The following is a 25,429-nucleotide window of genomic DNA, read 5'->3' as shown; positions in this document are numbered from 1 at the left end:
GCGCTGACGAGCCAGCCGACGACGACGGTGACGGTGAACCTGACGGTGCCGGGTGGGGTGACGACGAGTGCAAGCAGTCTGGCGTTCACGGCGGCGAACTGGACGGCACCGCAAACGGTGACGGTGACCGCAACCGAGAATGCAATTGCCGAAGGCAATCGGGTGGTGACGCTCACGCACGCGGTGGCGAGCACGGCGCTGGGGTATGCAGGGTTGGCGGTTGACGCGGTGGCGGTGACGATCACGGACAACGACAACGCCGGGTTTATCCTGAGTGAGAGCGCGGTCACCCTTGCGGAGGGGGCGGTCTTTACCTATACCGTGGAACTGACGAGCCAGCCGACTGCAACGGTTAGCCTGAATCTCAACGAGCCAACCACCCTTGCCGTTATACCAACCATCCTGAGTTTCACCGATACAGACTGGGCGACGCCTCAGACGGTGACGGTCACAGCGCTCGATGATGACATCGCTCGCGGTGAGCGAACGTTGGCTATTACCCATACGATCACCACGAGCGATCCCGTCTATGCGGCGCTGAATGCTCCGGTGGTGGAGGTTACAGTTAGCGAGGATGACACTGCAGGCCTGACTGTTCTGCCGCCTACGATCGCGCTGAGTGAAGATCCCACTGCGCTTGACAATACGGGTGTCTTTAGTCTTACGCTTGAGAGCCGACCACTTGCCGATGTGACGATCACGCTCACGCCGGATGCTCAGGTTGACGTAGCACCCACAACCCTGGTCTTTACCGTAGATAGGTGGAATGAGTCTCAAAATGTGACGGTCACGGCGCTTGACGATGCGATCGTTGAGCCGTCGCCACATACCGGCATCATTGAGATCAGCAGTGCCAGTACTGATGCCAACTACAACCGTACCTGGCCCGACTACACGGTTAGCATTACCGACAACGATGTCGCCGGCATTGAGGTCGTTGCGCCATCAAGCCAGTTTACGAGTGAAGATGGCGATGCGGTGACGATGACTCTGCGCCTGACCAGTCAGCCAACTGCTTCAGTAAGCATTGATGTGACCTCCAGCGATATTTCTGAGGGCGCTGTCAGTGCCGCAAATGGCTTGCCGCTCGTCTTTGATGCGACGAACTGGGCTGTGCCACAGATCGTGACGATCACTGGTGTTGATGACGATCTCTTTGATGGCCTGCAGGCATACAACATCGAGGTGCAACCGGCCGTCAGTGCTGATCCGAACTACGCCGGTCTTCAACCCGTTCCAGCGAGCTTTGCGCTCTCCAATACTGATAACGAACGCACGCGGGTTTCGATTGGCGACGCCGGGCCTGCGATTGGTGGTACGCTGCGCTATCCGCTGACCTTGACGCGCCCGATTAGCGATGCTATTGAGATTGGGTTTGAAATCATTCTTATTAACACCCTTGATGGCACGAGTTCGGTCTCTGCGACTGATACCCTTATCATCGTGCCAAATGCTATCACCAGTACGATTACGCTTGCGGTAGAACCTGCATTTGAGCAACCGAATCGTTTTGTTGCCGTGCGCCTGATTAGTGCAGCACCAACCGAGCGAGTTGTGCTTGGCAATCGCCAGGGTCTTGGCTGGGTGCTACCAGATCCTGTAACGACGCCAACGGTGCGGTTTGCCCAGGCCGAGGCGTTGGTGACGATTGGGGATACCGGAACGGCAACCGTGCGTCTTGATGTGGTGCTTGATGTTGCGCCAACTGAGCCTGTGACCATTGATTATGACCTGGCAACAGGTGGCACGGCTGACGCTGCCGACTACACCTTTACGCCTGGCTCGCTAACCTTTGCCACCGGCGAGATCACGCAGACGATTGACGTCATCATCAATGGCCGCCCAAGTAGCCAACTTTACAAGACGATTCGCCTTGGCCTGACGAATCCGTCAACAAATGCTACGCTGGGCGACCCGAATATCGCGACGATCACGATTGTGTACAATGAGATCACATGGCCGAATGATGTCACTGGTTACGTTGGGTATATGTTTACAGCTGGCCCTAATATTCCAGCCGAACGTGGGTACTACTATATCAACAATGTCACTTTGGCCGACGGGCGTGAAGGCTATAGCTATGCCTTTATCGGGGTGCCCTGTAGCTGGGAAGCAGATCGCCCGTTGAGCATTCAGTTGTTCAGTCCTGGTTTGCATAACAGTACAGACACACTCGATACTATTCTCAATACTCCATCTATGACGGTAACGTCTAACCTGAGCGATGCTGGCAATACCTTCTTTGAGCTCTACGGGCCAGACACCGAGCTCGGGCCAGCGGTAAACATGCCCGGCCCGGGTGCAGATGGTTCGCTACTAGGTCAGCAAATCTTTGCCCCGACGTCGAACGCTGAGCAGTGGCAGACGGTATGGACGATTCCGGCACCGGCCTGTGGGCGCTACATCCTGCGCTCGGCGACCGAGGGCGATGATATGAACAACTGGGCGGTGCGGGCAGGCTGGTATGCTGCTGGTGATGATCAGGCTACTACAGCACCCCGTGTTGATACCGCCACCGGCGAAATCATCACCCTGGGGATGTCCCAGACAACGGTGAAGAACTATGTCACCCGCTATGCAACGCGCTATGCCAACGATGAGTTCTGCTTGACGAAGTGGTTCTATGTGCCACCTGCGACGGCATCATTGACGTTGCAACAGTATGATCTTGATCGCCAGGTGGATATCCGCCTCAGAGTGCGTTTCTATCGTCCATCTGATCTCTTTGATCCACGTGCCCTCCAAGGCGGCCTTGCGCCTGCTAATCCGGTCTCTGGTGAGGCCTTATGGGAACGCGATACGTTTGCCAATCCCGAGGCAGGCTGGTGGCGCTCGGTGGTCTGTACCCCGTATCAGGATAATGCCTATGTGCTTGATGCGCTTGCTGATGGCGTGAAGTTGCCGCTGACCGTCAATCCGCCGCCGCCTGCGCCAGATTTGCTGACGACTGTGACGGGGGCCAGTATGACGGCGGAGGTGACGCCGACGGTCGCCTTGACCTTGACGTACGAGAATCGGGCACTTCTCGCGACGGCGCTGCGTCCGACCTTGACCGTCAACCTGCCGCCCCAATTGACCTTCCCGGCTGATGTCTGTGCTCAAATTGCTGATCCGTGTCAACTGGAAAATGGTGCTCTGATCATCCAACCAGCACGGGTTGCGCCGGGGGCATTGGGCACGTATCAGGTGCCAGCCGTGGTGACGCCGGGCAGCCAGGGCACCGCGCTGATCCAGCTTGAGACGCGCTTCCAGGATGTGATGGGCAATCGTTATCGCAATGGCTGGGTGTCAGTCCCTACCCTTCCGTAAGGATGTGGTATGATGAAGCCTTATGCAAGCTCTGCGTCATCATACGCCTCTGGCGCTTATCCTGTTGGTTGCCCTGATCTGGCGGTTGATCCTCTGGGCGCAACCATTGCACTTGCCGGCCAATGATGAGGTCGAATATCTGATCGTTGTGCGCGATCTGCTTGGTGGGCGCGGCTGGATCTTCTATGAAAGCTGGCCCTGGTTGCGTGCGCCGCTCTACCCGCTCTTCCTGGCCGGGTCGCTCTGGTTGGCTGATGGCGATCTTCACCTGGCGGCGCTGCCTAATCTGGGCTTGAGTGTTGCGGTGGTCTGGCTCATCTATCTGCTCGCCCGCGAGCTCGCGCCCGAAGGTTCGCGCCGTCCTGCGTTGCTTGCCGCTGCCATCGCGGCGCTGTTGCAAACCTACGCGACGTTTGCCAGCCTCTATATGAGCGAGACGCTCTTTACGTTCTTTTTTACCGGTTCGTGGCTCGCGCTTGCTCGCTGGCGTCGCAAGGGTGGCCTCTGGCGGGTCGGGTTGGCCGGTGCGCTGCTGGGGTTGGCCTGCCTTACCCGTTCGGCGGGTCTGGCTTTTTTGCCGGTCGCTATGGCATGGATCGTGGGCCTCGATCTCTGGCGGAGGCGACGGCTGCGCGTGGCCGCCGTTGTGCCTGCCCTGGTGATGGCGGTGGTGACGGCGCTCGTGATTGCGCCCTGGACGATCCGCAATTGCCTTGCGTATGGTGAGTGTGTGCTGATCGAGACCGGCAGTGCCCGCGATCTCTGGGTCTACTACGAGCCACGCGAGACGATCCCCGAGATCCATGCGCAGCTAAAGGCGATCCCCAGTCCGGCGGAACGAGCCGATTTCGCGACCCAGCGCGGCCTCGAGCGCCTACGCGAAGATCCGCTGATCTTTCTGCGGAAAATCCCCACCGAATGGATCAGGCTCTGGTCAGTCAAGCCGATTGAGGATCGGTTTTTGCTGCCTGACTATAATAGCGATCCGCCACCGCTGATCTTTCTCGCCTCGCTTTTGCTCGATGATCTGCTCTATTTTGTGATCATGGCTGCGGCACCCTTTGGGGTTGCGCTGGCCCTGGCGCGGCGCGAAGGTCTGGCGTTGCCGATGCTCTTGTGGCTGCTGATCTTTCTCGCGGCGACCATGGTGACCCACGCCGAGTGGCGCTATCGGCATTTCCTTTTTATGGTGCTGATCCCGCTCGCGGCCCTGGCGCTCGATGGCTTCTGGCGCGGTGAACGGCTGCGCCTGCCCGCCATGGCTGCGCTTGCGCTGCCGCTGAGCCTGATGGTGCTCGCTTTTCTGGCCTATTATCCGTGGGCCTGGGCCGCGCAAGGCGCACAGCGGAGTGCTTATCGGCAAACTGGGGACTGGCACGCTTCGGCGGGGCGCGATGAGGCGGCTGCCGCGATGTATCTGGCGGCGCTGCGAGCCTCGCCCACGCCCGATGGCTGGCTGGTGCTTGGCGATCTGCACCGGCGGAAGGGTGATCTGGCCGCGACTGAGCGCTATTATCAATTGGCGCGTGAAAACCGCCCCGGTTATGTTGGCGCGAGTGTGATGATGGGCGATTTCTTGCGTGAGCAAGGCCGCGAAGACGAGGCGCGGCTGGCTTTTCAAGGGCAGTTTCTGGAAGAACAGCGGGCGCTTGATTGGGGTTTTCAGATGTTGAAGCCGGCCCCGTTGCCCACGCTCGACGTAGGTTCCGGGCTTGATCTCGGGTATGTCGGCGGCGTCTATCCTGCCGAAAGGCAGCAAGGCGCGTTGGCACGCTGGACAAACGGGCGGGCCAGCTTACGTCTTGATCCGCTGGACGCCGAAGCTGGTCTGATGCGCCTGACGTTGCGTGCCGCTGCGCCGCATCCCGACGGCGCGACTGTGCCGCTGACCATCTGTGCCCAACGCCAGTGTGCAACCATCACGCTTGCCCCCGAGTGGCGCACGTTCCATCTGCTGCTTCCAGCCCCAGCCGAGACTATCGACCTACGAAGTCCCACCTTTTACGCGCCCGACCGACGCGATCTCGGTGTCCTGCTCGATCACGCCTCGGTGCGAAGTCTGGCGTTGCCGTAGGGCTGGTGTCCTCAAAACCCTCGCGTATGCTGGCGAAAACGGCCAGCGAAGCTGGCCGTTTTCGCCAGCATACGCGAGATCCTTGAAGGCCGCAGGCCCCAAAGCCCCCGCCGGAGGCTCACCCTCACCATGCAAAGAGCAGCGTCAGATCATTGACGTTGGTTGAGGTTGGCCCGGTGAGCAGCAGATCATCAAGGGCGTGAAAGAAGTGGTAGGCGTCGTTGTTGGCGAGGAACGCGTCGGGGTCAAGGCCAAGCGCACGGGCGCGCCCGGCGGTGGCCCCGGTGACAACGGCACCAGCGGCCTCGGTGGGGCCGTCGCCGCCATCGGTCGCCAGGGCGATCAAGGCGACATTGGATAACCCGTCGAGTGCGTTGACCGCAGCGAGGGCCAGTTCCTGGTTGCGCCCGCCGCGCCCGTTGCCGCGCAGCGTCACGGTGGTTTCGCCGCCGGCAATGAGGCACGCCGGGCGCGGCAAGGGGTTGCCACTGAGGGCAATTTCGCGCAGGATGGCGGCGAGCATCCGCCCGGCTTCGCGGGCTTCGCCTTCGAGCGAAGTCGTGAGCAAGAGCGGTGCAAAGCCAGCCTGCCGTGCCGTCTCTAGCACGGCGAGGGCGGCCTGGCGATTGTCGCCGACAAGCAGGTTGGTGACCCGTGCGAAACTCTGATCGCCTAGTGCTGGTTCAGGTGATCTGGTGCCCGTGTTGCGACTCTGGAGATAGGCGAGGATCGCGGGCGGTGTTTGCTCCACCAGATCGTACCGCTCTAGGATCGCCAGCGCGTCGGCTGCGGTTGTTGGATCGGGAACCGTCGGTCCCGAGGCAATAATCTCGAGTGGATTGCCCACCACATCCGACAGAATCAGCGTGACCAGGGTTGCCGGCGCAGCCATACGCGCCAGGCCGCCCCCCTTGAGTTGGTCGAGTTGCTTGCGCAAGGTGTTGATCTCGCCAATCGTTGCACCACAGGCAAGCAGCGCTGCGGTGAGCTGCTGGAGATCGGTGAGGCTCACCCCCGGCACTGGCAGGGTCAGCAGCGCCGAGCCGCCCCCGGAGATGACGGCCAGCACGAGGTCGCGTTCGGTCAACTTGGCGAGCAGGTCAACCATCGCCTGCGCGGCCGCGACGCCACGTTCATCGGGGACGGGATGGCCGGCTTCGACCAGGTGTAGCCTGGCGAAACAGGGTGGCGTCGGCTGCGGCGGCTCTGCCAGATGACCATCTTTGACGACCACCAACCCTGCGCTGAGTTGCTCATCCAGCACCTGCGCCGCTGCGTAGGCCATTGGTGCCCCTGCCTTGCCTGCGCCGACGAGCAAGATATGGTCAAGCGTCGTTAGATCAAAGCGACGCTCACCGACCTGCAACGTGTTGCCCTCGCGACGGAGGTAACGTGCAACGGCGGCCGCTGGATCGACGGACGTAATCCCCGCCGCCAGGATCTGCGTGATCGTCGCCCCCTGGCGCGACTGGAGAAGAGACGTGCTGAAGAATTGGTTTGCTTGCATATGCCCTCAGAAGCTGTCTGAAACGTCGACGGGTTGCGCTAGAGTGCCGACTTATGGGTTTTCAAGAAATGAATCCGCTCAACCAGACCTCACAGGCCTGCTCGTCCGCAGTGGAGAACGATGCTGACACCCTTTTCAGACAGCCTCTCAGGTTGACGGAGGCGGCGGAGGGCGATAGCCCAGTTGCACACTGCAACTGGTGGCGGCTTCGCTGACAACTGATCCTAATTCAAGGGCACGATCGAGGGTCATGCGCATAATTGGCCCTGAAATGCTGATTGCGGCAACACAGCGACCCATGCGGTCAAAAATTGGTGCCGCGACACAACAGACACCAGCTTCACGCTCTTCATCATCGAGCGCAAACCCGCGCGTCTGTGAGCGGGCCAATTCATTGCGTAGCCCTTCTATCGTCACAAACGTCTTGGGCGTCCAGGGGCGCAACTGGGTGTGCGCAAGATAGCTCTCGAGTTGATCGGGTGAAAAGCCGGAAAGGATCGCCTTGCCGCTACCCGTACAGTAGAGGGGTACGCGCTGCCCAACCTCGGTAAACATGCGCACCAGATGTGGACTGGCGACCTGTTCGCTATAGACGCCTTCGTCACCGTGGAGCACCAGCAAATTGCTTGTCTCGCCGGTGGTGCGGGTCAATTCTTGCAAACAGGGGCGCACAATACGGTTGAGACTGAAGCGACGGCTTTGCGACGCCCGTGCCGCTACTTCGAGCAAGCGTGGCCCTGGTCCATAGAGGCGCGTCTCGCGATCTTGCGCCGCATAGCCCCGGCTCACCAGGCTGCTGAGGAGGCGATGGACAGTGCCGAGCGGTAGCCCGGTACGTTCGGTTAGCTGCGAAAGGCTGATATCGTCGTCATTCGTGGCAAGCGCCTCGAGCAGGTCAAAGGCACGGTCAAGTGACTGAGTCATAGGTAAGATCACGGTTTCTGGATCATCGCTGTGTTTCAATCATAGCCCGTTCAGGGGCAGGCTGTCAACATCAGGAATGCAGGGGTGCAGGGTTGTTGCATCATACGAAATCGGATACAACGGGTCACCCGCAAGGGGTGCACGTACCGGGGCGGGGGCCGAATCCGGTGTACGGGCACCCCTTGCGGGTGCCCTTGCGGGTGCCTTTGCGTCAAAACAACGGCCCTGAGCTAGGCGCATCTTTGTGCATTGTCATACGGTACATGATCAACGGATGCGCTGGCAGATCAGCCCAGGGCAACCGACAGACTTTGTCTTGGGTGAAGGAGAAGGGCCGATGCGCATTGTTCACAGGCTTGTCGGGATAGGCTTGGGGGTGAGTCTGCTCGTTTCAGGGTGGTTTATGAGCAGCATGATCTTGGCCGATCTGCGGGCGGGTTGGATCTTGGTTCCAGGCTTGATCACATGGTTTGGCGTGGGTCTCAAGCTCGGGCACGATCTGACCCGTCGCCAGTTCAGGGGTTCAGAAGCAATACGGCAAAACAGCGAAGAAACACTACCAGCCTTTCTCACCCTGACCACAGCGCGGCGGAACCCGCTTGAGCAGGTTCCAATGCGCTTGACCGTGACCATCTGGCAAGGTGAGCGCCGCCTTACTATGCTCCTGACTGGCCGTCACTGGACGATAGGGAGCGACCCCGGTTGCGATCTGTCTCTCCAGGGGGTTGGTGTTGACCCTCTGCATGCCCGCCTGAGTCTTGTGGGCAACGAGGTGATGGTGACCGATCTAGAGAGCATCGGTGGTACGTTTTTGGGCACGCTTGCCCGGCGGCTCAACCCTGGTACCCCGGAAATTGTAGCTGAAGATGAGCCTCTGTTCATCGGGCCTGAGTTTCGTTTGGCGCTGCTGCTTGATGTGAATGCATAATTAGGCTTTCAACGAAGTTTTCTGATCTATCTTTGGCACAACCATACGTCGTACGCCTGGCCCAAAGATGCGCTCTCAACACTCTTTGCGCCTTTGCGCCTTTGCGTCAAATCATCCATAGGGTTGCGGTTATGGCTTCGATCATCAATGGCTTTCAATTGATAGCGCGCCTGGGGCGTGGAGGCCAGGCGACGACCTACCTGGCTCTTCCGGCGCATCACGAGCGAGGAGGCCAGCGCTCGCGGCATTTGTTGGTGCAGCTTGGTTTCCGTACAGGTCGAATCTCGTTGCGCCGAGCGCAGCGCTGGGGGCTGGGCGCACTAAAGCTAGCCTCGTCGGCTACAGCAACCAGCCTGTATGCTGAGCATACCATTTTGGCGGCCCCGCAGATGCGTCACCCGCACCTAGTCTGCCTCTATCGGCAGCGCTTCCCCGAGGCTTTGGGCCAGCGCAATCTGGGGCTACGCGGTGCCGGTGCGCAGCAGCGGGTTGCGCTGGCGCTCGCCTATGAACCGGGTCAAAGCCTGGCGCAGTTGCTTGTGCGGCGGCAGGTACCACGTGATCCCGCCTGGGCGATCAAGCTTGCGCAGCAACTCGCCGATGCACTGAGCCATTTGCACAGGCATGGCATTCTGCATCACGATCTACATCCGGCGAATGTGTTGGTGCAGCATGCGTCCACGAACCAACCCTACGTACGGCTCATCGATCTCGGGGCTGCCGAACGGCTCGCCGCGCCTCGTCGCTACGCTGTCTATGGAACACCGGGCTATCTTGCGCCTGAGCGTATGGGCGCTGACCCCGCGCCACCTTCGCCGCTTGTTGATGTCTACGGTCTTGGCAAACTGCTGGCCGCCTTGACTGCCCACACCTACCCGTTACCAGCTTTACGCACCCTGATTGAGCAGGCAACCGCCACTGATCCTGCGCAGCGCGGGCGATCTATTCCGCATATGGCGTGCTTTCAGGCCCGCCTGCATGAGCTTTGTACTCACTCAACGACGTTTCCTGGTATGCTGGAGTGTCGGCTTTAGCCGGCTCATGAATATTCAATCGTCCATCGGGTCTATGGGAGTGCCGACTTCAGTCGGCTGAGCCGGAAGCCGACTGAAGTCGGCACTCTCTTCGGCAGCAGAGTAGAAAACTTATTTCCCAGACTAATCACTGGTGCGTCAATGAAGTTTTCTGGCGTCCTCAGCCGTCCACGCATGGGGGCACGAAGAAACGAATACCGCACCGCAACGACCATATTCGTTTCTTCGTGATCAGTATTCTGGACGGCGGCGCTACCAGAAAACTTAGTTGACACACTAATCACTAGTGTGTCAACTAAGTTTTCCGATAGCTTGTCACCCTGAGCGCAGCGAAGGGTCTCAGGCATTCCCACGGCAGAGATGCTTCGCTGCGCTCAGCATGACAAGGCTGCGAGCATGTCAGAAAACTCAAGTTACAGACTAATCACTAGTCTGTAACCTAAGTTTTCTGGCGTCCTCAGCCGTCCACGCATGGGGGCCACGAAGCAACGAATCATTGCGTTACACCGCCTGTTTTCGTCTCTTCGTGAGGATCCTTCGTGGTCGGCGACGCGACCGGGAAATGTAGTTCACACACTACTTAATTCGACTGCACGCTTGGCAAATAGACCCGACTTCCTTCGATGATCATATTGACGGTGATCGTGCGTGAGAGTTGGCCGGAAGTGACAAGGATGGTTGAGTTGTAGCTTCCGATGGGCAGGCCCGTAGGATCAACCACGACTTCAAAATCTTCCGGTGTGCTGCCGGTAATCCTATCGGCGAGCGCGCCTTCACCTTTGCGTAGCGTCACCCACGAGGCGCTACTCTGCGCGGCCCAGTCTAGGGCTTGGTCACTATCGCCCAGTGCGCGGGTGCTGACCACGGTTGTTTCGGCAGGGCCGGCGAGCATCGTCGCAACGCCAATGACGCCGGGGGCTAGCTCGAGTTCGGTGGCAAGCGGGACATCAATGGCCGAGGCGATGGTGACGGTGCGAGTGAGACTGGTCGTATTGCTTTGCGTATCAGTTGCGGTGACGGTGATTACGTGAGTATTGGTCGAAAGATTGTCGATCGTCAGCAAGCCGCCATTGCCAAGTTCGCCATCCTTATCGCTGCTCCAGGCAAGGGCGTTGCCACTCAGTTCGCCATCCTCGAGATCATAGGCGCTTGCCTCAAGGGCTACGGGTTGGGCCGGGTAATAGGTAGCACCTTCGTTGGGCGTGACAATCGTCAGTTGAGGCGCTTTGTTGGGGAGGCCGAAGGTCGCCGAGTCGTTCTGACCAGTCAGAACGCCGTCGGAGGCAACGACACGAAAACGGCTGCTTTCGCCACCGGGCAGATTTGTGAGGTTGACGGTCAGTTCGGTTGCCGCCAGATCGGTCGCAACTGGCCGCCACGTATCACCGGCGTCAAAACTATAGAGCACCGTGTAGCTCAGTTCATCACCATCAAGATCCTCGCCAGTCCAGCGCACGGTGACACTATCGCCCGTCAGGTTACCGCCGGTTGGTTCGGTAATCGTCACGGTCGGGGCATTGCCACTCACGTTGCGGGTGTCAACGGTGGTTGTGCCCTGGCGCAATTCGATCCGGGCGGTTGCCGGGTTCCACGGGATAATTTCGGCGAAGAGAGCGGGCTCTTCCGGGCTATCGTCATCTTCGACCCGTGCCGGGGTAAAGGGGTAGCTTGCAAGCTCTTGATCACTGGCACTCAGCAGCACGATCGACCAGTCACCTTCGCCCGTCGGCAGTTCGGCACTCCCTTCGATGACATTGATCTGGTCAAATTGTCCTGTGCCAGGGACGAGTTTGGCGTTGCCCGTGACAAGGGCAAAGGTTCCTTGTTGCAACTGAGCCTCAGTGAGCGCAAAGCTATTGAGTGTGGCAAAGCGGGCCCGAAGGCCTTCATAGGTAAAGTCGCTGACCCACTGGTTATTGCAATAGGTCATCACATCACGCCAATCGGGTGGATAGATGGCCCGTGTCGTGATGTCAAAACCATAGATCGCCGTATTGCCGGTCAAGGCTGGACTAATGCGCCCGCTTGGATAGGGGAAAGCGACACCGCCACCGGCACCACAGAACTCGGCGTGCGAGCGCCCAAGGCTATGGGCGATCTCGTGGCCGCCGTACCAATCGCCATAGCTGCCATCGGTGTCCCAACCCCAGCTTCCCGAAGGTGTACCGGTAGGGCCCGAGGAGATCTCGCCCGGAATACCGAGCGCCTTGCCGCGCATAAAGCCCCCCCCATCGTCAACCATGCCATAGAAAAAGGTGTTCGATGACATGCCACCAAAGATGCGATCGAACAACCAAGCTACGGCCATCCGTGAATTGAGCGAGTCAACATTGGGCAGACCACTCGGTGTATAGTTGTAGGTGCGTCGAGTTGCATTGAGTTGCGCAATCGGGTAGGCGCGCCGTAACCACGATTCGAGTGCATTGACATGAAAGTTAGAGGCCTGATAGGTGCTGCTGCCGATGGTATAGCGTACATTGTAGATCCGCAGGCGCATCACCGGGCCTCGCAGCAGATTGACCGTGACGGTGCGGCGGTTGTTGCTCAAGACTGGATCGAGCACAGTATTGGCTGGATCGAGGCGTGCTGTCAATTCAAGGCTACCGATGCCATTTGTCCAACTGGCGGGCAACTCAAAGAGAAAGCTATCGTTGATCAGCCCGCGATTCGGCGAAGGCTTGACCGTGATTGTGCCGCCGGGGTTGATCGGGGTCAGGCTCGCAAAAACTGTCGCTCCTCTGCGGCCACTGAGGGTTGCGGTCACTCCGCTGCGTGCTTGAGGTGACGTAACGTGTACCCGTACATAGGTGCGTTTGCCGGCGAGCAATTCCACACTATTGTTGAGATCCTGGATCGCCTGGGTCACCTCAATGGCCGTAACACTCATATTGGGGCCAAAGGCGATCTGCAGGCAGCAAGCCCATTTGGCCGCCGTTGTGGCAAAATCAATGCTCGTCAGGCCTGTAGGTGCCATAATCACCCGGCCATCGTCGAGCAACGCACTTGCCAACGTCGTGCTGCTCAATGCGCCAAACCCCGCCCGCGTCTGCGGGATCCATGCCTCGCCAAGGGTCGCAATGGGCACAATGCCAAAGCCAGCGGGGGGCAGATTTTTGGCTGCTTCTGGCTCGCCCACAATAGGCGTGAAGAGTCCTGCCCGCGTCAATTCGCTGGCCCGGTTGAGCCGCGTGTTGACTCTTGGTGCAGCGAGGCTCGGATCAAGTTGTTCGCCAAATGCTGGGTCAAGCAGCAGCAGATTGCCGCCGCCACTTACATACTCTCGGATCCGCGTGATCTCTCCTTCAAGCGAACTGGCACTGCCCCGTGTAATGGCAAACATAACGAAGTCGGCCAGATCCCAGCGTGATAATTCAGCTCCCGTGACAATAACCACCGACCACGGCGGATCTTCTAACTTTCCGGCTGCCGCAAGGTTCTGGCAGTCATCAGGGAAATTGGTTTCGGGGGGCTGATAACACAGGATACGGGGTTCAGTTTGTTGGGCAAGAATGGGATGGCTGGAAGGCAGGATGAGGGTGAGGATGACGAGCAGGGCCATGGCAAGCCGAAATTGGTGATAGCGCTTCATCGCGTTCTCCACATAATGCTCGAGACTGCCCCAAAGGTGTTTGCTCAGTATAGCACTACCGCGTGCGAAGTAGGGGCGCAGCAGCCCTTGATTCTAGGGCTGCTGCAACGTCCACCTGACCGGAGCACCGTCGGGCTGAAGCCCTCGGCGACGGGTCGCGAAGGCCGCCTGCGTGGCCTCATCCAGCCCGCGCAGGCGGGCTTGGCACGCAAGAGCCGAGCCGTTGACGGTGACGGTGACCCCCGAGAGCTGACGTTGCATCAGCCCTGCCCTTGATCCGCCCGTTCCGGGAACGCTCCGCCTCATTGCTGCTGCGCCCACAGGCCTGGTGATATCGCCCTCGAACCCGTAGATCCGTACATCATCACCGCCCCACAAGCGGCAAATAGTGCCGGTTGAGTTGTGAACTGACGATTACGCGCAGGGGGATGCTCGCGTTGCCGGCGTTGCTGGTGATGCGCAAGGTGCCGGTGTGCGTTCCCTCACTCAACGTCCCAGGGTTCACCGTCAGCAGCAGATCACTGCTGTAGCCGCTGCCACTTGCTGGCTCAACGGTTGCCCACGCCACGTCTAGCGCGGTTTGCCAGGTGATCGTGCCTGAACCTGTGTTTCTGAGCGCGATGCTGATGTTTTGTGGCCCTGTGCCTGGGCGTACCATGATCGCGATGGCCGCTGGACTATGCTGCAGCACCGCAGGCACTCCTTGGCGCAGATAGACCGGACTCTCGCTCAGACGAATGATGCCCTGTCCATCCTGGATCGGCAGCGCGACGGCTTGGCCGTCACGATTGAAGAGACTCGCGCTCGTTCCAGGTTGCAGCGGGACGGCGACATCTTCGAGGCCGTCGTTCCGCCAGATGAGATCGACCGTCTGCTGGTCGGGTGTGGTAAAGCGCAGGTGAAAGCGTGCGACGCTACTCAGCGCATCGGCCTGGTGCTGAAAGGTGTGCAGTGGCCCAAAGCCCGCAAACTGTGGTTCGGGGCCAAGTTGAGCGATCAGGGTGGCATACGCATTGGCCGCTGGCTTGCGGGCGTACCCTTCTCTGACGGTACGCAAAAGCGCGGCCTGCTGCCAGAAGTTCTGGGCAGCCCCGTCGAATTTATCTTCCAGTTGGAACCAGTTGAGATGGGTGATGCCCTGCGCCAGCGCGATCCCGTAGGTGCGCACCAGATAGTTCGCCTGCTGATCCTCGCTTTTGCCCACTAGCGCACTCAGGTCGCCCCGAAGGTTGCAGTCACGACAGCTATGCAGCGGTGCGCGTGATGCCGTGGGGCCAAAATAGACGTGCTGGTCCTCAGGGTTGTTGGCGCTCCGGTTGCGTGCGGCACCCCCAATGAGGCAGCCAGGATCGGCAGCCGTACAGGTCGACCAGCCGACCTCGCTGATCCAGATTGGGCGCACTGGCCCGCCGCGCCGGGCCGTCTGCTCATTGAGCCAGTTGCGACTGGTGGTCAGGCGGCCCCATAGGGTCACGCTGCCAAAAATACCTGCCCCATCCGGCGCAGCTGTAGGCATATATGGGTGGATCGCTAGCGCATCAAAATTGAACCAGGTTGATGGGCGGGCAGCCAGTGCATCGTTCATAAAACTTAGTCCATCACGATGCCCGATGCCGTCGTTCCAGCCCCCATCAAAAACATAGAGCCCGCCGGTTGCTACGATGGCCGTTGGATCGGCGGCTTTGGCCGTTAGATAGCCCACTTCGAGTAGCGCGGCATATTCGGCTGGCGAGCCCGGCCACGTCTCCCAGGCATTCGGTTCATTCCAGATTTGCCAGACAGCAATGCGTGGTGAACCGGGCGCATCATTGATCCCGTCGCCATCGTAGCGCTCAACTACGGTCGCGACATAGTCGGCAAAATCTTGCGTACTGGCCGGGGGGCACCAGTATGCTTCGGCAAAAACACCTGCCCAGGCGTACTGGGTGCGGCGTTGCTCGCAATCGGCGATGCGCGCCCACTGGGGTGTGGTCAAGAGCATGCCGACGATGCCATAGCCGGCTTCGGCCATCTCTAGGATGCGGCGATCCATCAAGGCCCAATCCCATTGGCTTTTGCCCGCCCGCTCAAGGTTGGCCCAACTCAGTTCCTCGCGGCCCCAGGCTACACCAAGTTGGCGCCCCTCGGCCACGAGGGTGGCAATGCCTGCCTCACCGTCATTCCAGAAGCGTTCAAGACCCGTAAAGTAGGTGTTCATCCCAAACATCGTCAACTGCGTAGGCTGCCTCGTTGCCAATCCAAGATCGGGCTCGGCATGACTCGACGGTACGGTTGCGACCAAGAGGCTGATGATCACCAGAATTAGGATTAGTATTCGCATATACCGTATAATATCACCCAAAGCATTTTGTGGAGAAGAAGCACATGATGAATGGAGCAGTTCCTTTTGGTGACCTGAAACGTCAGTATGAGGCGATGCGTCCTGAACTTGATGCGGCGATTGCCCGCACGCTCGCGAGTGGGTGGTACATCCTGGGCGAGCAGGTTGCCGCGTTCGAGGCTGAGTTTGCGGCCTATTGCGGGGCGAGCCATTGTGTCGGTGTTGCCAGTGGGGCCGAGGCGCTCTATCTCGCCCTTGCTGCCCTGGGCATTGGTCCCGGTGATGAGGTTATTACGGTCGCTAATGCATGCATGTACCAGGTTGCGGCTATCCTGCAGGTTGGGGCGCTTCCAGTACTGGTCGAGGTTGACCCTGTGACCCAGAATATGGCACCAGCGGCCTTCGAGGCGGCCATTACCTCGGCGACCCGTGCCGTCATTCCGGTGCATCTCTTTGGACGCATGGCTGATATGCCGGCCATCATGGATATTGCAACCAGCCACGATCTGGTGGTGGTGGAGGATGCCGCCCAGGCGCACGGCGCTTTTCTCCTTGATGACCAGGGCCAGCCGCAGCGTGCCGGGGCCTGGGGCCACCTCGCCTGCTTTAGCTTCTATCCGAGCAAGAATCTGGGGGCCATTGGCGATGGCGGGGCGATGATAACCGATGATCGCCTGCTCGCCGAGGCGCTGCGCCGCCTGCGGATGTATGGCTGGGGCAAGAAGTATGAGACGGTTGAAGTCGGGGGCCGTAATTCTCGCCTCGATGAGTTGCAAGCCGCGATCCTCCGCGTCAAGCTGCTCTATCTCGAACAAGGCAATCAGGCGCGCCGCGAACGCGCTGCCTGGTATCGCCAGTTGCTCGCCGATCTCCCGCTGACTTTGCCTGTTGATGAACCAGGCATGGTCTATCACCTCTTTGTCATCACGCTGCCCGATCACGCCGCTCGTGAGCACCTCCGTCAGACGTTGCTCGCCGCCGGGATTGGCTGCGATGTACACTATCCCCTCCCCGCCCATCAGCATCCCGCGTATGCCGAACTCTATGATGGCACCGTGAGCTTGCCAGTGACCGAGGATCTCGCCGGACGCATTCTCTCGCTGCCAATGTTTCCCGAGTTGACCCGCGCCGAGATCGAGCGGGTCTGCGCAGTGGTGCGTCAAGGAGTCGTCTAATGATGAATGCGCTCTCTCCCTATGCCGATAGTTTCAATGGGGCCCGCGTCTTGATTACCGGCGGCATTGGTTTCATCGGCTCAAATCTGGCTTTGCGCCTCGTTGAACTCGGGGCGACGGTGACGCTCGTCGATTCGCTCATCCCCGAATATGGCGGCAATCTCCATAACCTCACCGGTCTCGAAGATCAGGTCAGGGTCAATTTCTCTGATGTGCGCGATGAGCATTCGATGAACTATCTTGTCCAGGGCCAGGATTATCTCTTTAATCTGGCTGGCCAGACGAGCCATATGGATTCGATGCGCGATCCGTATACCGATCTTGAAATTAATGTACGTTCGCAACTTTCGATTTTGGAAAGTTGTCGCAAGCATAATCAAGCTATTCGCGTTGTCTATGCGTCAACCCGGCAGATCTACGGCAAGCCGGACTATCTGCCCGTTGATGAACGCCACCCCTTGCACCCGGTTGATGTCAATGGCATCAACAAAATGGCTGGCGAGTGGTATCATATTCTTTACAATAATGTTTATGGAATTCGCAGTTGCGCCTTGCGGCTCACCAATACCTATGGCCCACGGATGCGGGTAAAAGATGCCCGTCAGACTTTTCTTGGCATCTGGATCAAGCACTTGATCGAAGGCCAGACGATCCAGGTCTGGGGCGATGGCTTACAAATCCGCGATTTCACCTATGTTGATGATTGTGTCGAGGCGCTCTTGCTCGCAGCGGCGAGTCCCAATGCCCATGGGCAGATCTTTAACCTGGGCAGCGATGAGACGATCAATCTGCGTGATCTCGCCGCACTGATGGTCGAAATCTATGGGGAAGGTCAGTACGAAATCATTCCCTTCCCGAGTGACCGCAAGCCGATTGATATCGGCGACTACTACGGCGATTATCGCCTCATCCGCGGGCGCCTCGGTTGGATGCCCCAGGTCTCGCTCCGCGAGGGTTTGGCCCGCTGCCTCGTCTTCTACCGCGAGCACCGTGCTTATTATTGGTAAGGCATGGTTCAGGCTACGTTACTACTCAGAAACGTCCACAGCCTCCTCAGAGGCTATCTGAAAAGTTGACGGGTTGTGCTCCGGAGTGCCGGCTTTAGCTGGCTGAAGCCGGCACTCCCAGGACTTGCCACGTGGTGGAGAACGATGCTGACACCCTTTTCAGACAGCCTTTAATAAGTTTCCATGTTTCCTACTTGCTATTTCCTCTTTCCTACTTCCTACGATAGATCTGAAACTCCCCCTGACTAAATACCAGTTCAAAGTGCTCGGCAAAGAGTTGCTCGCCTTGCGTGCCATGGAATTCACGTTCAAGCGGGCTCACATAGATGTAGCTGATGTTGTGTTTATGCAGCAATTCGAGGGCTGTTTCGAGGGTAGCCGCCTGGTAGATCGCTGGTATGTCACGCTGCCGTTCATCCATCACCGCCATCTGCTCGGCAAGGCCACTGCGCCAGAGCCGCTCGTGACCAACAAGCCAGCCTAGCACGCTCTGCACGCCACTGAACGCCGAGGCTCGGTTTAGTCGTTCGTATTCGCAGTTGCAGAAGCCATTCACCATCCGTTCCTCGAGGCCCACGTTGGCCTCGAGCCAGCGGATCGCAGCCAGTTCGTCGGGGGCGGTCTGCCCCAAAAAGGCCATCCCGTCAAAGGTGCGCTCGCCCGGTAGTACCGGTTCCGTCCAGCGGGCCAGGCCAATTGGGTAGATCGATGCCCCGGCGAGCAAGATGATCAACGGGAGCATCCACGCCAGATGGCTACTTCGTCTGAGCCACGTGCGCCATACGGGCAGGCTTGCCTTCGCTTGATCATGCACCTGCTTTTGCTCAAGCCCGATCTGCACGATCAGCCACCAGACGGCATAGGCGGCGACGATGCCCCAGATGAGCCAGACTTGATAGTAAAATTTGAAGATCATATTCTGACGGCTCATGATGGTCTGAAGATGATCTTCAATATAGACCACTTCGGGCACAAAGAGCGCGACGCTACCGACTGCGGCCGCCCAGAAGGCCACGCTTAATCCCGTACTCTGGGCTTGCCAGGCTCGTAAGGCGAGCAGCACGATCAGGGGGAGCAGGAAGAGCAGAGGGAAACCGATGACCAGGCCGACCACCAGCGTGATCATGCCACCCCAGATCACTCCCCGCACAAGCCAGTCCGGGACATACGTGTACCTGGCTTGCGCGAGATGATCGCCTTGATCCTGCGGCGACCGCGCCTCGGTTTTACCAGGACCACGCAAGGCAGCAGCCAGCATCGGCACGAGAAAGAGCCCGAACATCACCACAAAGCCGAGCAGCCGCGACCGATGCTGTGACCAGGCCAGCATGGTTGCCAGCCGCCCAATGATCGGGAGGTCGGCCAGGCTTTCATCAAGCACCGAACCTGCTGGCGCGGTGAAGGTGAGCAGAAATGGTGCAATGGTGAGCATTGCCGCGATACCAAAGCAACAGGCCGCGATGATCAGCCGTTGCCAGCGCTGCGCTTCACCGGTGCGCCATGCGCCTATCACCATCGCTCCCCCAAAGAGCAGCGCGTAGGTTGGGGCATCCCACGAGTTGATGCAGTAGAGCGCACTGACCACGATCCCCGCGACCGCCGCTGTGAGCGGTTGGGTGCCACCTGCGACCAGCGCCAGCGCCAACCCGAGCCCAAGCAGGGCAATCGGGAGTGCCAGGGTGTGCGGGTGCAGATCGCCAAGATAAAAGGTAAAAGCGGGGAATTCGGTAATCGCCTGCCGCCGCTCAACGCCGCCTTCAGGCAGCGGCATCTCATCGAAGATCACCCGCGAAGGCCGAAACCAAGCAAACGAAGGCCACGGATCGACCGTCAGTTCACTCCACGCTGGTTCTTGCCATCCGCGCACCGTTGGCCGACTGAGCGTGATCGTCTCGGCCCCGGCGAGCCGTTGCTGCAATGCTTCGCCAAGCTGATCGATATCGAGTACCCACCAGCTCTGCGTGCCAACCGCGAGTTGGATCGCCGACGCCTGGCTGCCAAGCGGAATGACAAAGATCAGCGCGAGCAATCCAACGGCAAGGGCTTCTACCTGACGCACTGGCCGCGTTGCCACGTGCGTTAGCCGCACCAGCGCGACGGCAAGATAGGCAACCCCGACAACGATCAGCGCGACGACGACCGCAAAGCCAAGATTGAATGCATATGCGCCTGGTGTTCCTGTGAGCAGCGCCAGTGCTCCAATCGCGACATAGCCGAGGTAGTAGTAGTTGAACGGATACCCAGCAAACCAGGGCGAGGCCGGAGGAATCTGATCATACCGCAAGAGCGCATTGATGATCATCACCTCCATTGGTTTTTCGGTACCCGTCAGGGCCGGACCAACTGACCCATGCCAGCGAAACATACACCCGGCAAAGAGGCCGACCAGCAAGAGCAATTCCCAGCCGACGATGGCCTGCCAGCTGAGGCGCGGCCAGTCAAGCCCCCGGCGCTGGGCGATGATCCACGCGCCGATGCCAACCAGGGCTACCGCCAGCACTGCTCCTATCACCAGCGGTACCTCGAATGGCGCAAGGCCAATCAGTGCGCCAACCCAGGCGACGAGCGTGACCAACAAGAGACCGAGGCTTTTAGCAAGCGGATACCCGGCGAGCGGCAGTGAGCGCAAGGCGAGCATCGTTATGGGAAGCCCGGCCAGGCCAATGAGTTGAAGGGCCAGCCACCAGCGCAATACGAGCGGATCAGCGAAGGCCTGGAGGTCACGCAAGAAGGAACCCGTCAATTCGGGACGCACCGCCCACGCGAAGACCAGCGCAACCCCGGCTGCGCTGGCGATTGTCACCGCCCGCGTCAGGCCCAGCCCTGCAAGGCCCAGAGCCAGCAGCACGGGCAAGATACTCAGGGCGAGCCAGGCAAAGCCTGGCGGCAGACGAAGCGCCGGATCAAATGGACGTACCTCAACTTCAAAGAGTGCCAACCCAATCTGCCGGCTCTCGACCACTGCTGGCGGCTCGGCGCGCAGGTGCAGATCAACCCACCCGAGGTGATCTGCAGGCAGCGGGCTGAGCAGATGATAGTGGCGCAGCTCTGGTTCGCCTTCGTCAGTTACAAGTGTGACGAGTGGTGTCGCGCCAACGCTGAGCGCAATAGTGGCCCCTGGTGCCACAGCCCCGCGCAAGCTCAACGCACTGCGCTGCGTCGCCCGCACCGGCAGACTCAACCGCGCCTCGGGGCCACTCCAGCGATACGCGCCAATCGCATTGCGTTCAACCGGCTCGAAGCCTGCCAGTTGATCAAAGCTATGCAGTGACGCAGGGTACATAACCGTAACACCCTGATACTGCCACAACAGCAGCGCCGCCAGCGGTGGCAAGAGCAAGAGCCAGAGAATCTTCCATCTACGCATGGCATGATTCTACCTGATCCCACCTCGTGAGGAAACACGAAACGAAGGTAGTCTGTCAACGACGTTTGCTGGTCTCCCTGGGAGCGCGGGCGGCCCGCCCGCTTTTGCTTCCGAAGCGGGCGGGCCGCCCGCGCTCCCAGGCCGCGAAATTTTCTGGCATGCGCGCAGCCTTGCCATGCTGAGCGAAGCGAAGCATCTCTGCCGTCGGGACGCCTGAGACTCTGCTCTCAGCCTGGCATCTTGACAACTATTGCGGCGATGAGACGGTCTGGATCTACCTCACTTTTGCATACCTGACCTGCACAAAACCATTCGCCGAGACACTGCATCCAAGCAGGTGTAGGCGTTGCTCAGGCACAGGATCACCAAAGAGTCCGATGCCTGCCCCGAGTACGATTGGGACACGGGTGATCGTTAGCTCGTCAATCAGCCCGGCCTCCAAAAAACGCTGGATCGTCTTGCCCCCATCAATATAAAGATGTTGCTTGCCCTCGGCACCCAGTCGCGCAACAAGCTCTGCCGGTGTCCCGTTCATCAGGCGCACCTTGCCCTCTAACTGGGCTGGCACAGCCAATTGCCCACCTGTCAGCACAATCACCGGCACCCCCTCATAGGGCCAGTGATCAAAGGTGAGCACCTGCTCAAACGTCTTGCGTCCCATCACGATCGTATCCACCGTAGCAATGAAATCCTCATAGCGCAACCCTTGCAACTCAGCCAGCGCATACTCAGGCCGCTGCAACCAATCAATGCTCCCATCAGGGCGGGCAATGAATCCATCAACACTCGTTGCGATATACACCGAGCATTTCACCGTAGGTGCGCTCATCATCTTTCTCCCCAGGATCTTCATAACTCCTTCACAATTCTTCCGTACTATACCTCTTGTCAGGACGCAAATCATCGTCCGCGAGGCCTATCCATACTCCTTTCAGCGGGAGGGCAGAGGCCCGAGAAACACCTTCATTTAGCTGGCTGATTGTGCCAGCGCAACAAGGAGAAAGCATTGAAACAGCAAAACTGGCTCGGATGGCTCGCCCTTGGTCTTGCCGGGTTGGCCTTGATGGTTGCCCTTGGTGGCTTTTTTGGTGGTACCATGATGCAAATGCGCACAATGAGATATCAGCAGACAGCCCCACCGTCCGGTGTTCTGGTGGTACCCTCAGAAGGGTCGAGCGTGCGCGGCGACCGTGGAAATACCGGGCCGTCGTCTTTTGTCTTTGAACGTCAGCAGGAGCGCAATGAGGATATGCGCGAACGGATGGATCGTGGCGACATGCGGATGGACATGGGGCAGATGGCTCATCCTTCCCGTGATCACGGGCGATCCGGCCTCTTTGGGATGGCTGGTATGTTTTTTGGGTTGCTCAACGCGCTGAGCAAACTGGTTGCCCTGGGTTTGCTGGCCTGGCTCTTGTTGCGGCTCTTCCAGCAGCGCAATGCCAATGGTGGTGGCACCCCGCCAGCTCAACCTTTGACGCCCGCAGGCCACGATCCGCGGGTCGAGTAAGGGCGAAGCACCCGCGCGCTGCGCGAAACCTCCCCTCCCCCCTCGTGGGGGCGGGGCCGGGGGTGGGGGGCAAAGGCGTTGCCAACGCGCATCGTTGGCAGAAGGTAGCACCGGCTTCCAGCCGGTCTTGACCGTTCGCAGCGAAGGTAGCACCGGCTTCCAGCCGGTCTTGACCGTTCGCAGCGAAGGTAGCACCGGCTTCCAGCCGGTCTTGACCGTTCGCAGCGAAGGTAGCACCGGCTTCCAGCCGGTCAGGAAGCCCCACCGGCTGGAAGCCGGTGCTACCAAACGGTAAAGCTGATCGGGCCATTCTGAAACCATGCCTAAGAAACAAAACCGGCCTGAGACCTCACAGGTCTTCAAGACCTGTGAGGTCTTATGACAAAGTCGCGATGAGAGCGGAACGATGAAAACAATCCTGGTGGTAGACGATGAACCTGGCATTGTCCAGATTGCCCGCGATTACCTTGATCGTGCGGGCTTTCGTGTGCTGATGGCTGATGATGGGCCTGGGGCTTTACGCCTTGCCCGTACCGAGCGCCCACATTTGCTAGTGCTTGATCTGATGCTGCCAGGGATGGACGGCCTCGATGTCACCAGGGCGCTGCGGCAAGATCAGGCGACCCGCAAATTGCCGATCATTATGCTGACCGCCCGCGTCGAAGAGGCGGATCGCTTGATTGGCCTCGAGCTCGGCGCCGATGATTATATGACCAAGCCCTTTAGCCCCCGTGAGCTTGTCGCCCGCGTGCGCGCGGTGTTGCGCCGTACCGAAGATACTCCTTCCCCGGTTGCTCTTATCCAGATCGGCGAGTTGAGCATTGACCTCGAACGGCGCATCGTCCGTCGCAATGCGATCACTATCGATCTCACGGCTACCGAGTTTGACCTGCTTGCGGTGCTTGCGCGTGAACCCGGACGGCCTTTTACCCGTAGTCAGTTGCTCGATCTGGTCTTTGATCTGAGCTATGCTGGGTACGATCGCACGGTTGATGCCCATATTAAAAATCTGCGCCGCAAAATTCAGCCTGATCCCCAGGGTCTCCAGTATATTGTCACTGTCTATGGGGTTGGGTATAAATGTCTTGAATTGTGAAAACATATGCGTAAACAACCCCGTGTTTTTAGTCTGATGCTCACCGCTTTTAGCCTGGTCATTGTGCTGGGCATTGGTGGCATGCTGCTCTTTTTCTGGGTTGCTGTGCTCAGCTTTCAGCGTGGGCACGATGATTGGGGGGCCCCGCCCGAGTTTGTCGCCCGCGGCGAGGCTGCACGTCTGGCCCAGGTCTATCGCCGCGAGGGTTCGTGGGAGGGGGTCGAGCCACGTTTTGATGTGATCGAGCGCCAGTTGCGCGATGATCGCTGGCAGAGCATTACGCTGCTTGATGCCGATGGGCAGGTTGTCTCACGTCGCATTGGGGCTGAACCAATGATGCCGATGATGCCGATGATGGCTTCGGCTGAAAGCATGCCAGATCGACCGCCACGTGGCGCGACGCTGCCGCTTGGGCCTGTTCCTCCCGAAGATGTTCTGTCAAGCACAGTGACTGCTTCTGGTGTTGCCATTGTGCCTGCCAATCCTGTGCAGATGATCTCAGCCGATGGGCAGGTTCTCTTGACGATTCCTATTCAGTTGCGCGATGAGACCGTGGGGGCGCTGGTGATCGATTATGCCAGTGGCGAAGGTCGGACGTTCGGGTTCGCTAATCTTGCCCGCGGGGTTGGTGCCGCCGGTCTGGCCCTGGCCGGGATCTTGCTTGGCCTGGCAATCTTCTTTTCGCGCCGGATCAGCACGCCCCTTGCGCAACTCAACCAGGCGGCCCGGGCGCTGACGGCAGGTGATATGCAGGTGCGGGTAGAGCCGGGCCGCGTGCGCGAGGTGGCCGATCTGGCGCTGAGTTTCAATCAACTGGCTGATGCCCTGGCTGCGGCTGACCAGCAACGGCGTCAGTTGACCGCCGATGTTGCCCACGAGTTGCGTACCCCGCTCTCGATTATCAAAGGTCGCCTCGAAGGGGTGCAGGATGGCGTCTATGAGCCTGATCAACCGCAGATCGCTGGTCTGCTCGGCGAAGTTGCCCTGCTCGAACGCTTGATCGAAGATCTGCGCTTGCTTGCCCTGGCTGATGCCGGCCAGCTCGCGCTCTATCCCGAACTCTGCGCTCCTGCCCAACTCTTATACGATACGGCACGCTCGTTTGCTCGCCAGGCCGAGGAGCAGGCGGTCGCGTTGCACGTGGAAGCCGCCGATCCGCTGCCCGAGGTGTTGGCCGACCCCCAGCGGATCAGTCAGGTGCTCGGCAATCTGGTCGGCAATGCGCTGCGCCATACCCCTACCGGCGGCCAGATAACCCTTGCGGCACAGCTGGTGGCTGATGGGGGTGTTGCGTTTGCGGTGAGCGATACAGGTCACGGGATTGCGCCCGCCGATCTTCCCCATATCTTCGACCGCTTCTATCGCGTTGATCGCGCCCGTTCACGTAGCGCCGGCGGGGCCGGCCTCGGTCTTGCCATTGCCCGCCGTATCATCGAAACCCACGGCGGTACGATCAATGTTACAAGCACGCTCGGCGACGGCACGACGATGCGCTTTGTCTTGCCCCTTGAACCGGCCAGCGATGGTACAATAGATCGTGTGCTGCCCCATCAAGGCAGCGCAGACGATCAAACCCTGCCAGCGTGAGG

General features: G+C 59.5%; 16 protein-coding genes. 9 read left to right on the top strand and 7 right to left on the bottom strand.

Features of this window, described 5'->3' with window-relative positions; all coding sequences use genetic code 11:
- The coding region (locus EKD05_RS11880) for a Calx-beta domain-containing protein (protein ID WP_305038301.1) at window positions 1–3,309 on the top strand (3,309 nt) is incomplete at its 5' end.
- 22 nt (window positions 3,310–3,331) lie between these two features.
- Window positions 3,332–5,383, top strand: coding sequence for a glycosyltransferase family 39 protein (locus tag EKD05_RS11875; protein WP_129672925.1), 2,052 nt, complete (start codon window positions 3,332–3,334; stop codon window positions 5,381–5,383).
- Between the two features lie 124 nt (window positions 5,384–5,507).
- Here EKD05_RS11875 and EKD05_RS11870 read toward each other — a convergent pair whose 3' ends face one another.
- Window positions 5,508–6,890, bottom strand: coding sequence for a glycerate kinase (locus EKD05_RS11870; protein WP_129672923.1), 1,383 nt, complete (start codon window positions 6,888–6,890; stop codon window positions 5,508–5,510).
- 147 nt (window positions 6,891–7,037) lie between these two features.
- The gene (locus EKD05_RS11865; protein ID WP_129672921.1) at window positions 7,038–7,814 is read right to left on the bottom strand and encodes an IclR family transcriptional regulator; all 777 of its coding nucleotides are present in this window, start codon (window positions 7,812–7,814) and stop codon (window positions 7,038–7,040) included.
- Between the two features lie 337 nt (window positions 7,815–8,151).
- On the opposite strand from EKD05_RS11865, the gene EKD05_RS26340 reads away from it, so the two are divergent.
- Together EKD05_RS26340 and EKD05_RS11855 are read left to right on the top strand one after the other, a co-directional pair.
- The gene (locus EKD05_RS26340; protein WP_205703927.1) at window positions 8,152–8,742 is read left to right on the top strand and encodes an FHA domain-containing protein; all 591 of its coding nucleotides are present in this window, start codon (window positions 8,152–8,154) and stop codon (window positions 8,740–8,742) included.
- A 131-nt stretch (window positions 8,743–8,873) separates the two neighbouring features.
- Window positions 8,874–9,776, top strand: coding sequence for a protein kinase (locus EKD05_RS11855; RefSeq protein ID WP_129672919.1), 903 nt, complete (start codon window positions 8,874–8,876; stop codon window positions 9,774–9,776).
- Window positions 9,777–10,356: 580 nt separating this feature from the next.
- On the opposite strand, the gene EKD05_RS11850 is transcribed toward EKD05_RS11855, so the two are convergent.
- The 3 genes from EKD05_RS11850 to EKD05_RS11845 form a co-directional block, all read right to left on the bottom strand.
- Window positions 10,357–13,365, bottom strand: a complete 3,009-nt coding sequence (locus EKD05_RS11850; protein WP_129672917.1) for a fibronectin type III domain-containing protein — start codon at window positions 13,363–13,365, stop codon at window positions 10,357–10,359.
- Window positions 13,366–13,458: 93 nt separating this feature from the next.
- Window positions 13,459–13,626: a hypothetical protein gene (locus EKD05_RS25740; RefSeq protein WP_165360704.1), complete on the bottom strand. Its 168-nt coding sequence runs from the start codon at window positions 13,624–13,626 to the stop codon at window positions 13,459–13,461.
- Window positions 13,627–13,729: 103 nt separating this feature from the next.
- A complete protein-coding gene (locus EKD05_RS11845) occupies window positions 13,730–15,685 on the bottom strand; it encodes a BACON domain-containing protein (RefSeq protein WP_129672915.1) in 1,956 nt (651 codons plus the stop codon).
- Window positions 15,686–15,732: 47 nt separating this feature from the next.
- On the opposite strand from EKD05_RS11845, the gene EKD05_RS11840 reads away from it, so the two are divergent.
- Both EKD05_RS11840 and EKD05_RS11835 read left to right on the top strand, forming a co-directional pair.
- Window positions 15,733–16,860 carry a DegT/DnrJ/EryC1/StrS family aminotransferase gene (locus EKD05_RS11840; protein ID WP_129672941.1) on the top strand — a complete coding sequence of 376 codons (1,128 nt, stop codon included), beginning with the start codon at window positions 15,733–15,735 and terminating at the stop codon, window positions 16,858–16,860.
- Window positions 16,861–16,862: 2 nt separating this feature from the next.
- The gene (locus EKD05_RS11835; protein WP_129672939.1) at window positions 16,863–17,867 is read left to right on the top strand and encodes an NAD-dependent epimerase/dehydratase family protein; all 1,005 of its coding nucleotides are present in this window, start codon (window positions 16,863–16,865) and stop codon (window positions 17,865–17,867) included.
- A 211-nt stretch (window positions 17,868–18,078) separates the two neighbouring features.
- Here the strand turns inward: EKD05_RS11835 and EKD05_RS11830 are convergent, their stop codons facing one another.
- Complete coding sequence (locus EKD05_RS11830) at window positions 18,079–21,234, bottom strand: DUF2298 domain-containing protein (protein ID WP_129672913.1); 3,156 nt, start codon at window positions 21,232–21,234, stop codon at window positions 18,079–18,081.
- A 274-nt stretch (window positions 21,235–21,508) separates the two neighbouring features.
- Complete coding sequence (locus EKD05_RS11825) at window positions 21,509–22,066, bottom strand: dihydrofolate reductase family protein (RefSeq protein WP_205703926.1); 558 nt, start codon at window positions 22,064–22,066, stop codon at window positions 21,509–21,511.
- A 174-nt stretch (window positions 22,067–22,240) separates the two neighbouring features.
- Between EKD05_RS11825 and EKD05_RS11820 the strand changes: the two genes are divergently transcribed.
- The 3 genes from EKD05_RS11820 to EKD05_RS11810 all read left to right on the top strand — a co-directional run bounded on the left by EKD05_RS11820 (window position 22,241) and on the right by EKD05_RS11810 (window position 25,427).
- Window positions 22,241–22,744 carry a hypothetical protein gene (locus EKD05_RS11820; protein ID WP_129672911.1) on the top strand — a complete coding sequence of 168 codons (504 nt, stop codon included), beginning with the start codon at window positions 22,241–22,243 and terminating at the stop codon, window positions 22,742–22,744.
- A gap of 406 nt (window positions 22,745–23,150) precedes the next feature.
- Window positions 23,151–23,840 carry a response regulator transcription factor gene (locus EKD05_RS11815; RefSeq protein ID WP_129672909.1) on the top strand — a complete coding sequence of 230 codons (690 nt, stop codon included), beginning with the start codon at window positions 23,151–23,153 and terminating at the stop codon, window positions 23,838–23,840.
- A 6-nt stretch (window positions 23,841–23,846) separates the two neighbouring features.
- On the top strand, window positions 23,847–25,427 hold the full coding sequence (locus tag EKD05_RS11810) for a HAMP domain-containing sensor histidine kinase (protein ID WP_129672907.1): 1,581 nt from the start codon (window positions 23,847–23,849) through the stop codon (window positions 25,425–25,427).
- Window positions 25,428–25,429: the final 2 nt, after the last annotated feature.

The sequence above is a fragment of the Candidatus Chloroploca sp. Khr17 genome (genome assembly GCF_004138165.1).
In the GTDB taxonomy this organism is placed as follows: Bacteria; Chloroflexota; Chloroflexia; order Chloroflexales; family Chloroflexaceae; genus Chloroploca.
This window is presented reverse-complemented; position numbering and strand designations above follow the sequence as displayed.

Bases quoted from the DNA above. Each gene is read 5' to 3' on its own strand.
- EKD05_RS11840 (WP_129672941.1), top strand. From the start codon at position 15,733: ATGAATGGAGCAGTTCCTTTTGGTGACCTGAAACGTCAGTATGAGGCG.
- EKD05_RS11810 (WP_129672907.1), top strand. From the start codon at position 23,847: ATGCGTAAACAACCCCGTGTTTTTAGTCTGATGCTCACCGCTTTTAGC.
- EKD05_RS11830 (WP_129672913.1), bottom strand. From the start codon at position 21,234: ATGCGTAGATGGAAGATTCTCTGGCTCTTGCTCTTGCCACCGCTGGCG.
- EKD05_RS11825 (WP_205703926.1), bottom strand. From the start codon at position 22,066: ATGATGAGCGCACCTACGGTGAAATGCTCGGTGTATATCGCAACGAGT.
- EKD05_RS11850 (WP_129672917.1), bottom strand. From the start codon at position 13,365: ATGAAGCGCTATCACCAATTTCGGCTTGCCATGGCCCTGCTCGTCATC.
- EKD05_RS11870 (WP_129672923.1), bottom strand. From the start codon at position 6,890: ATGCAAGCAAACCAATTCTTCAGCACGTCTCTTCTCCAGTCGCGCCAG.
- EKD05_RS11865 (WP_129672921.1), bottom strand. From the start codon at position 7,814: ATGACTCAGTCACTTGACCGTGCCTTTGACCTGCTCGAGGCGCTTGCC.
- EKD05_RS25740 (WP_165360704.1), bottom strand. From the start codon at position 13,626: ATGCAACGTCAGCTCTCGGGGGTCACCGTCACCGTCAACGGCTCGGCT.
- EKD05_RS11815 (WP_129672909.1), top strand. From the start codon at position 23,151: ATGAAAACAATCCTGGTGGTAGACGATGAACCTGGCATTGTCCAGATT.
- EKD05_RS26340 (WP_205703927.1), top strand. From the start codon at position 8,152: ATGCGCATTGTTCACAGGCTTGTCGGGATAGGCTTGGGGGTGAGTCTG.
- EKD05_RS11855 (WP_129672919.1), top strand. From the start codon at position 8,874: ATGGCTTCGATCATCAATGGCTTTCAATTGATAGCGCGCCTGGGGCGT.
- EKD05_RS11875 (WP_129672925.1), top strand. From the start codon at position 3,332: ATGCAAGCTCTGCGTCATCATACGCCTCTGGCGCTTATCCTGTTGGTT.
- EKD05_RS11845 (WP_129672915.1), bottom strand. From the start codon at position 15,685: ATGCGAATACTAATCCTAATTCTGGTGATCATCAGCCTCTTGGTCGCA.
- EKD05_RS11835 (WP_129672939.1), top strand. From the start codon at position 16,863: ATGAATGCGCTCTCTCCCTATGCCGATAGTTTCAATGGGGCCCGCGTC.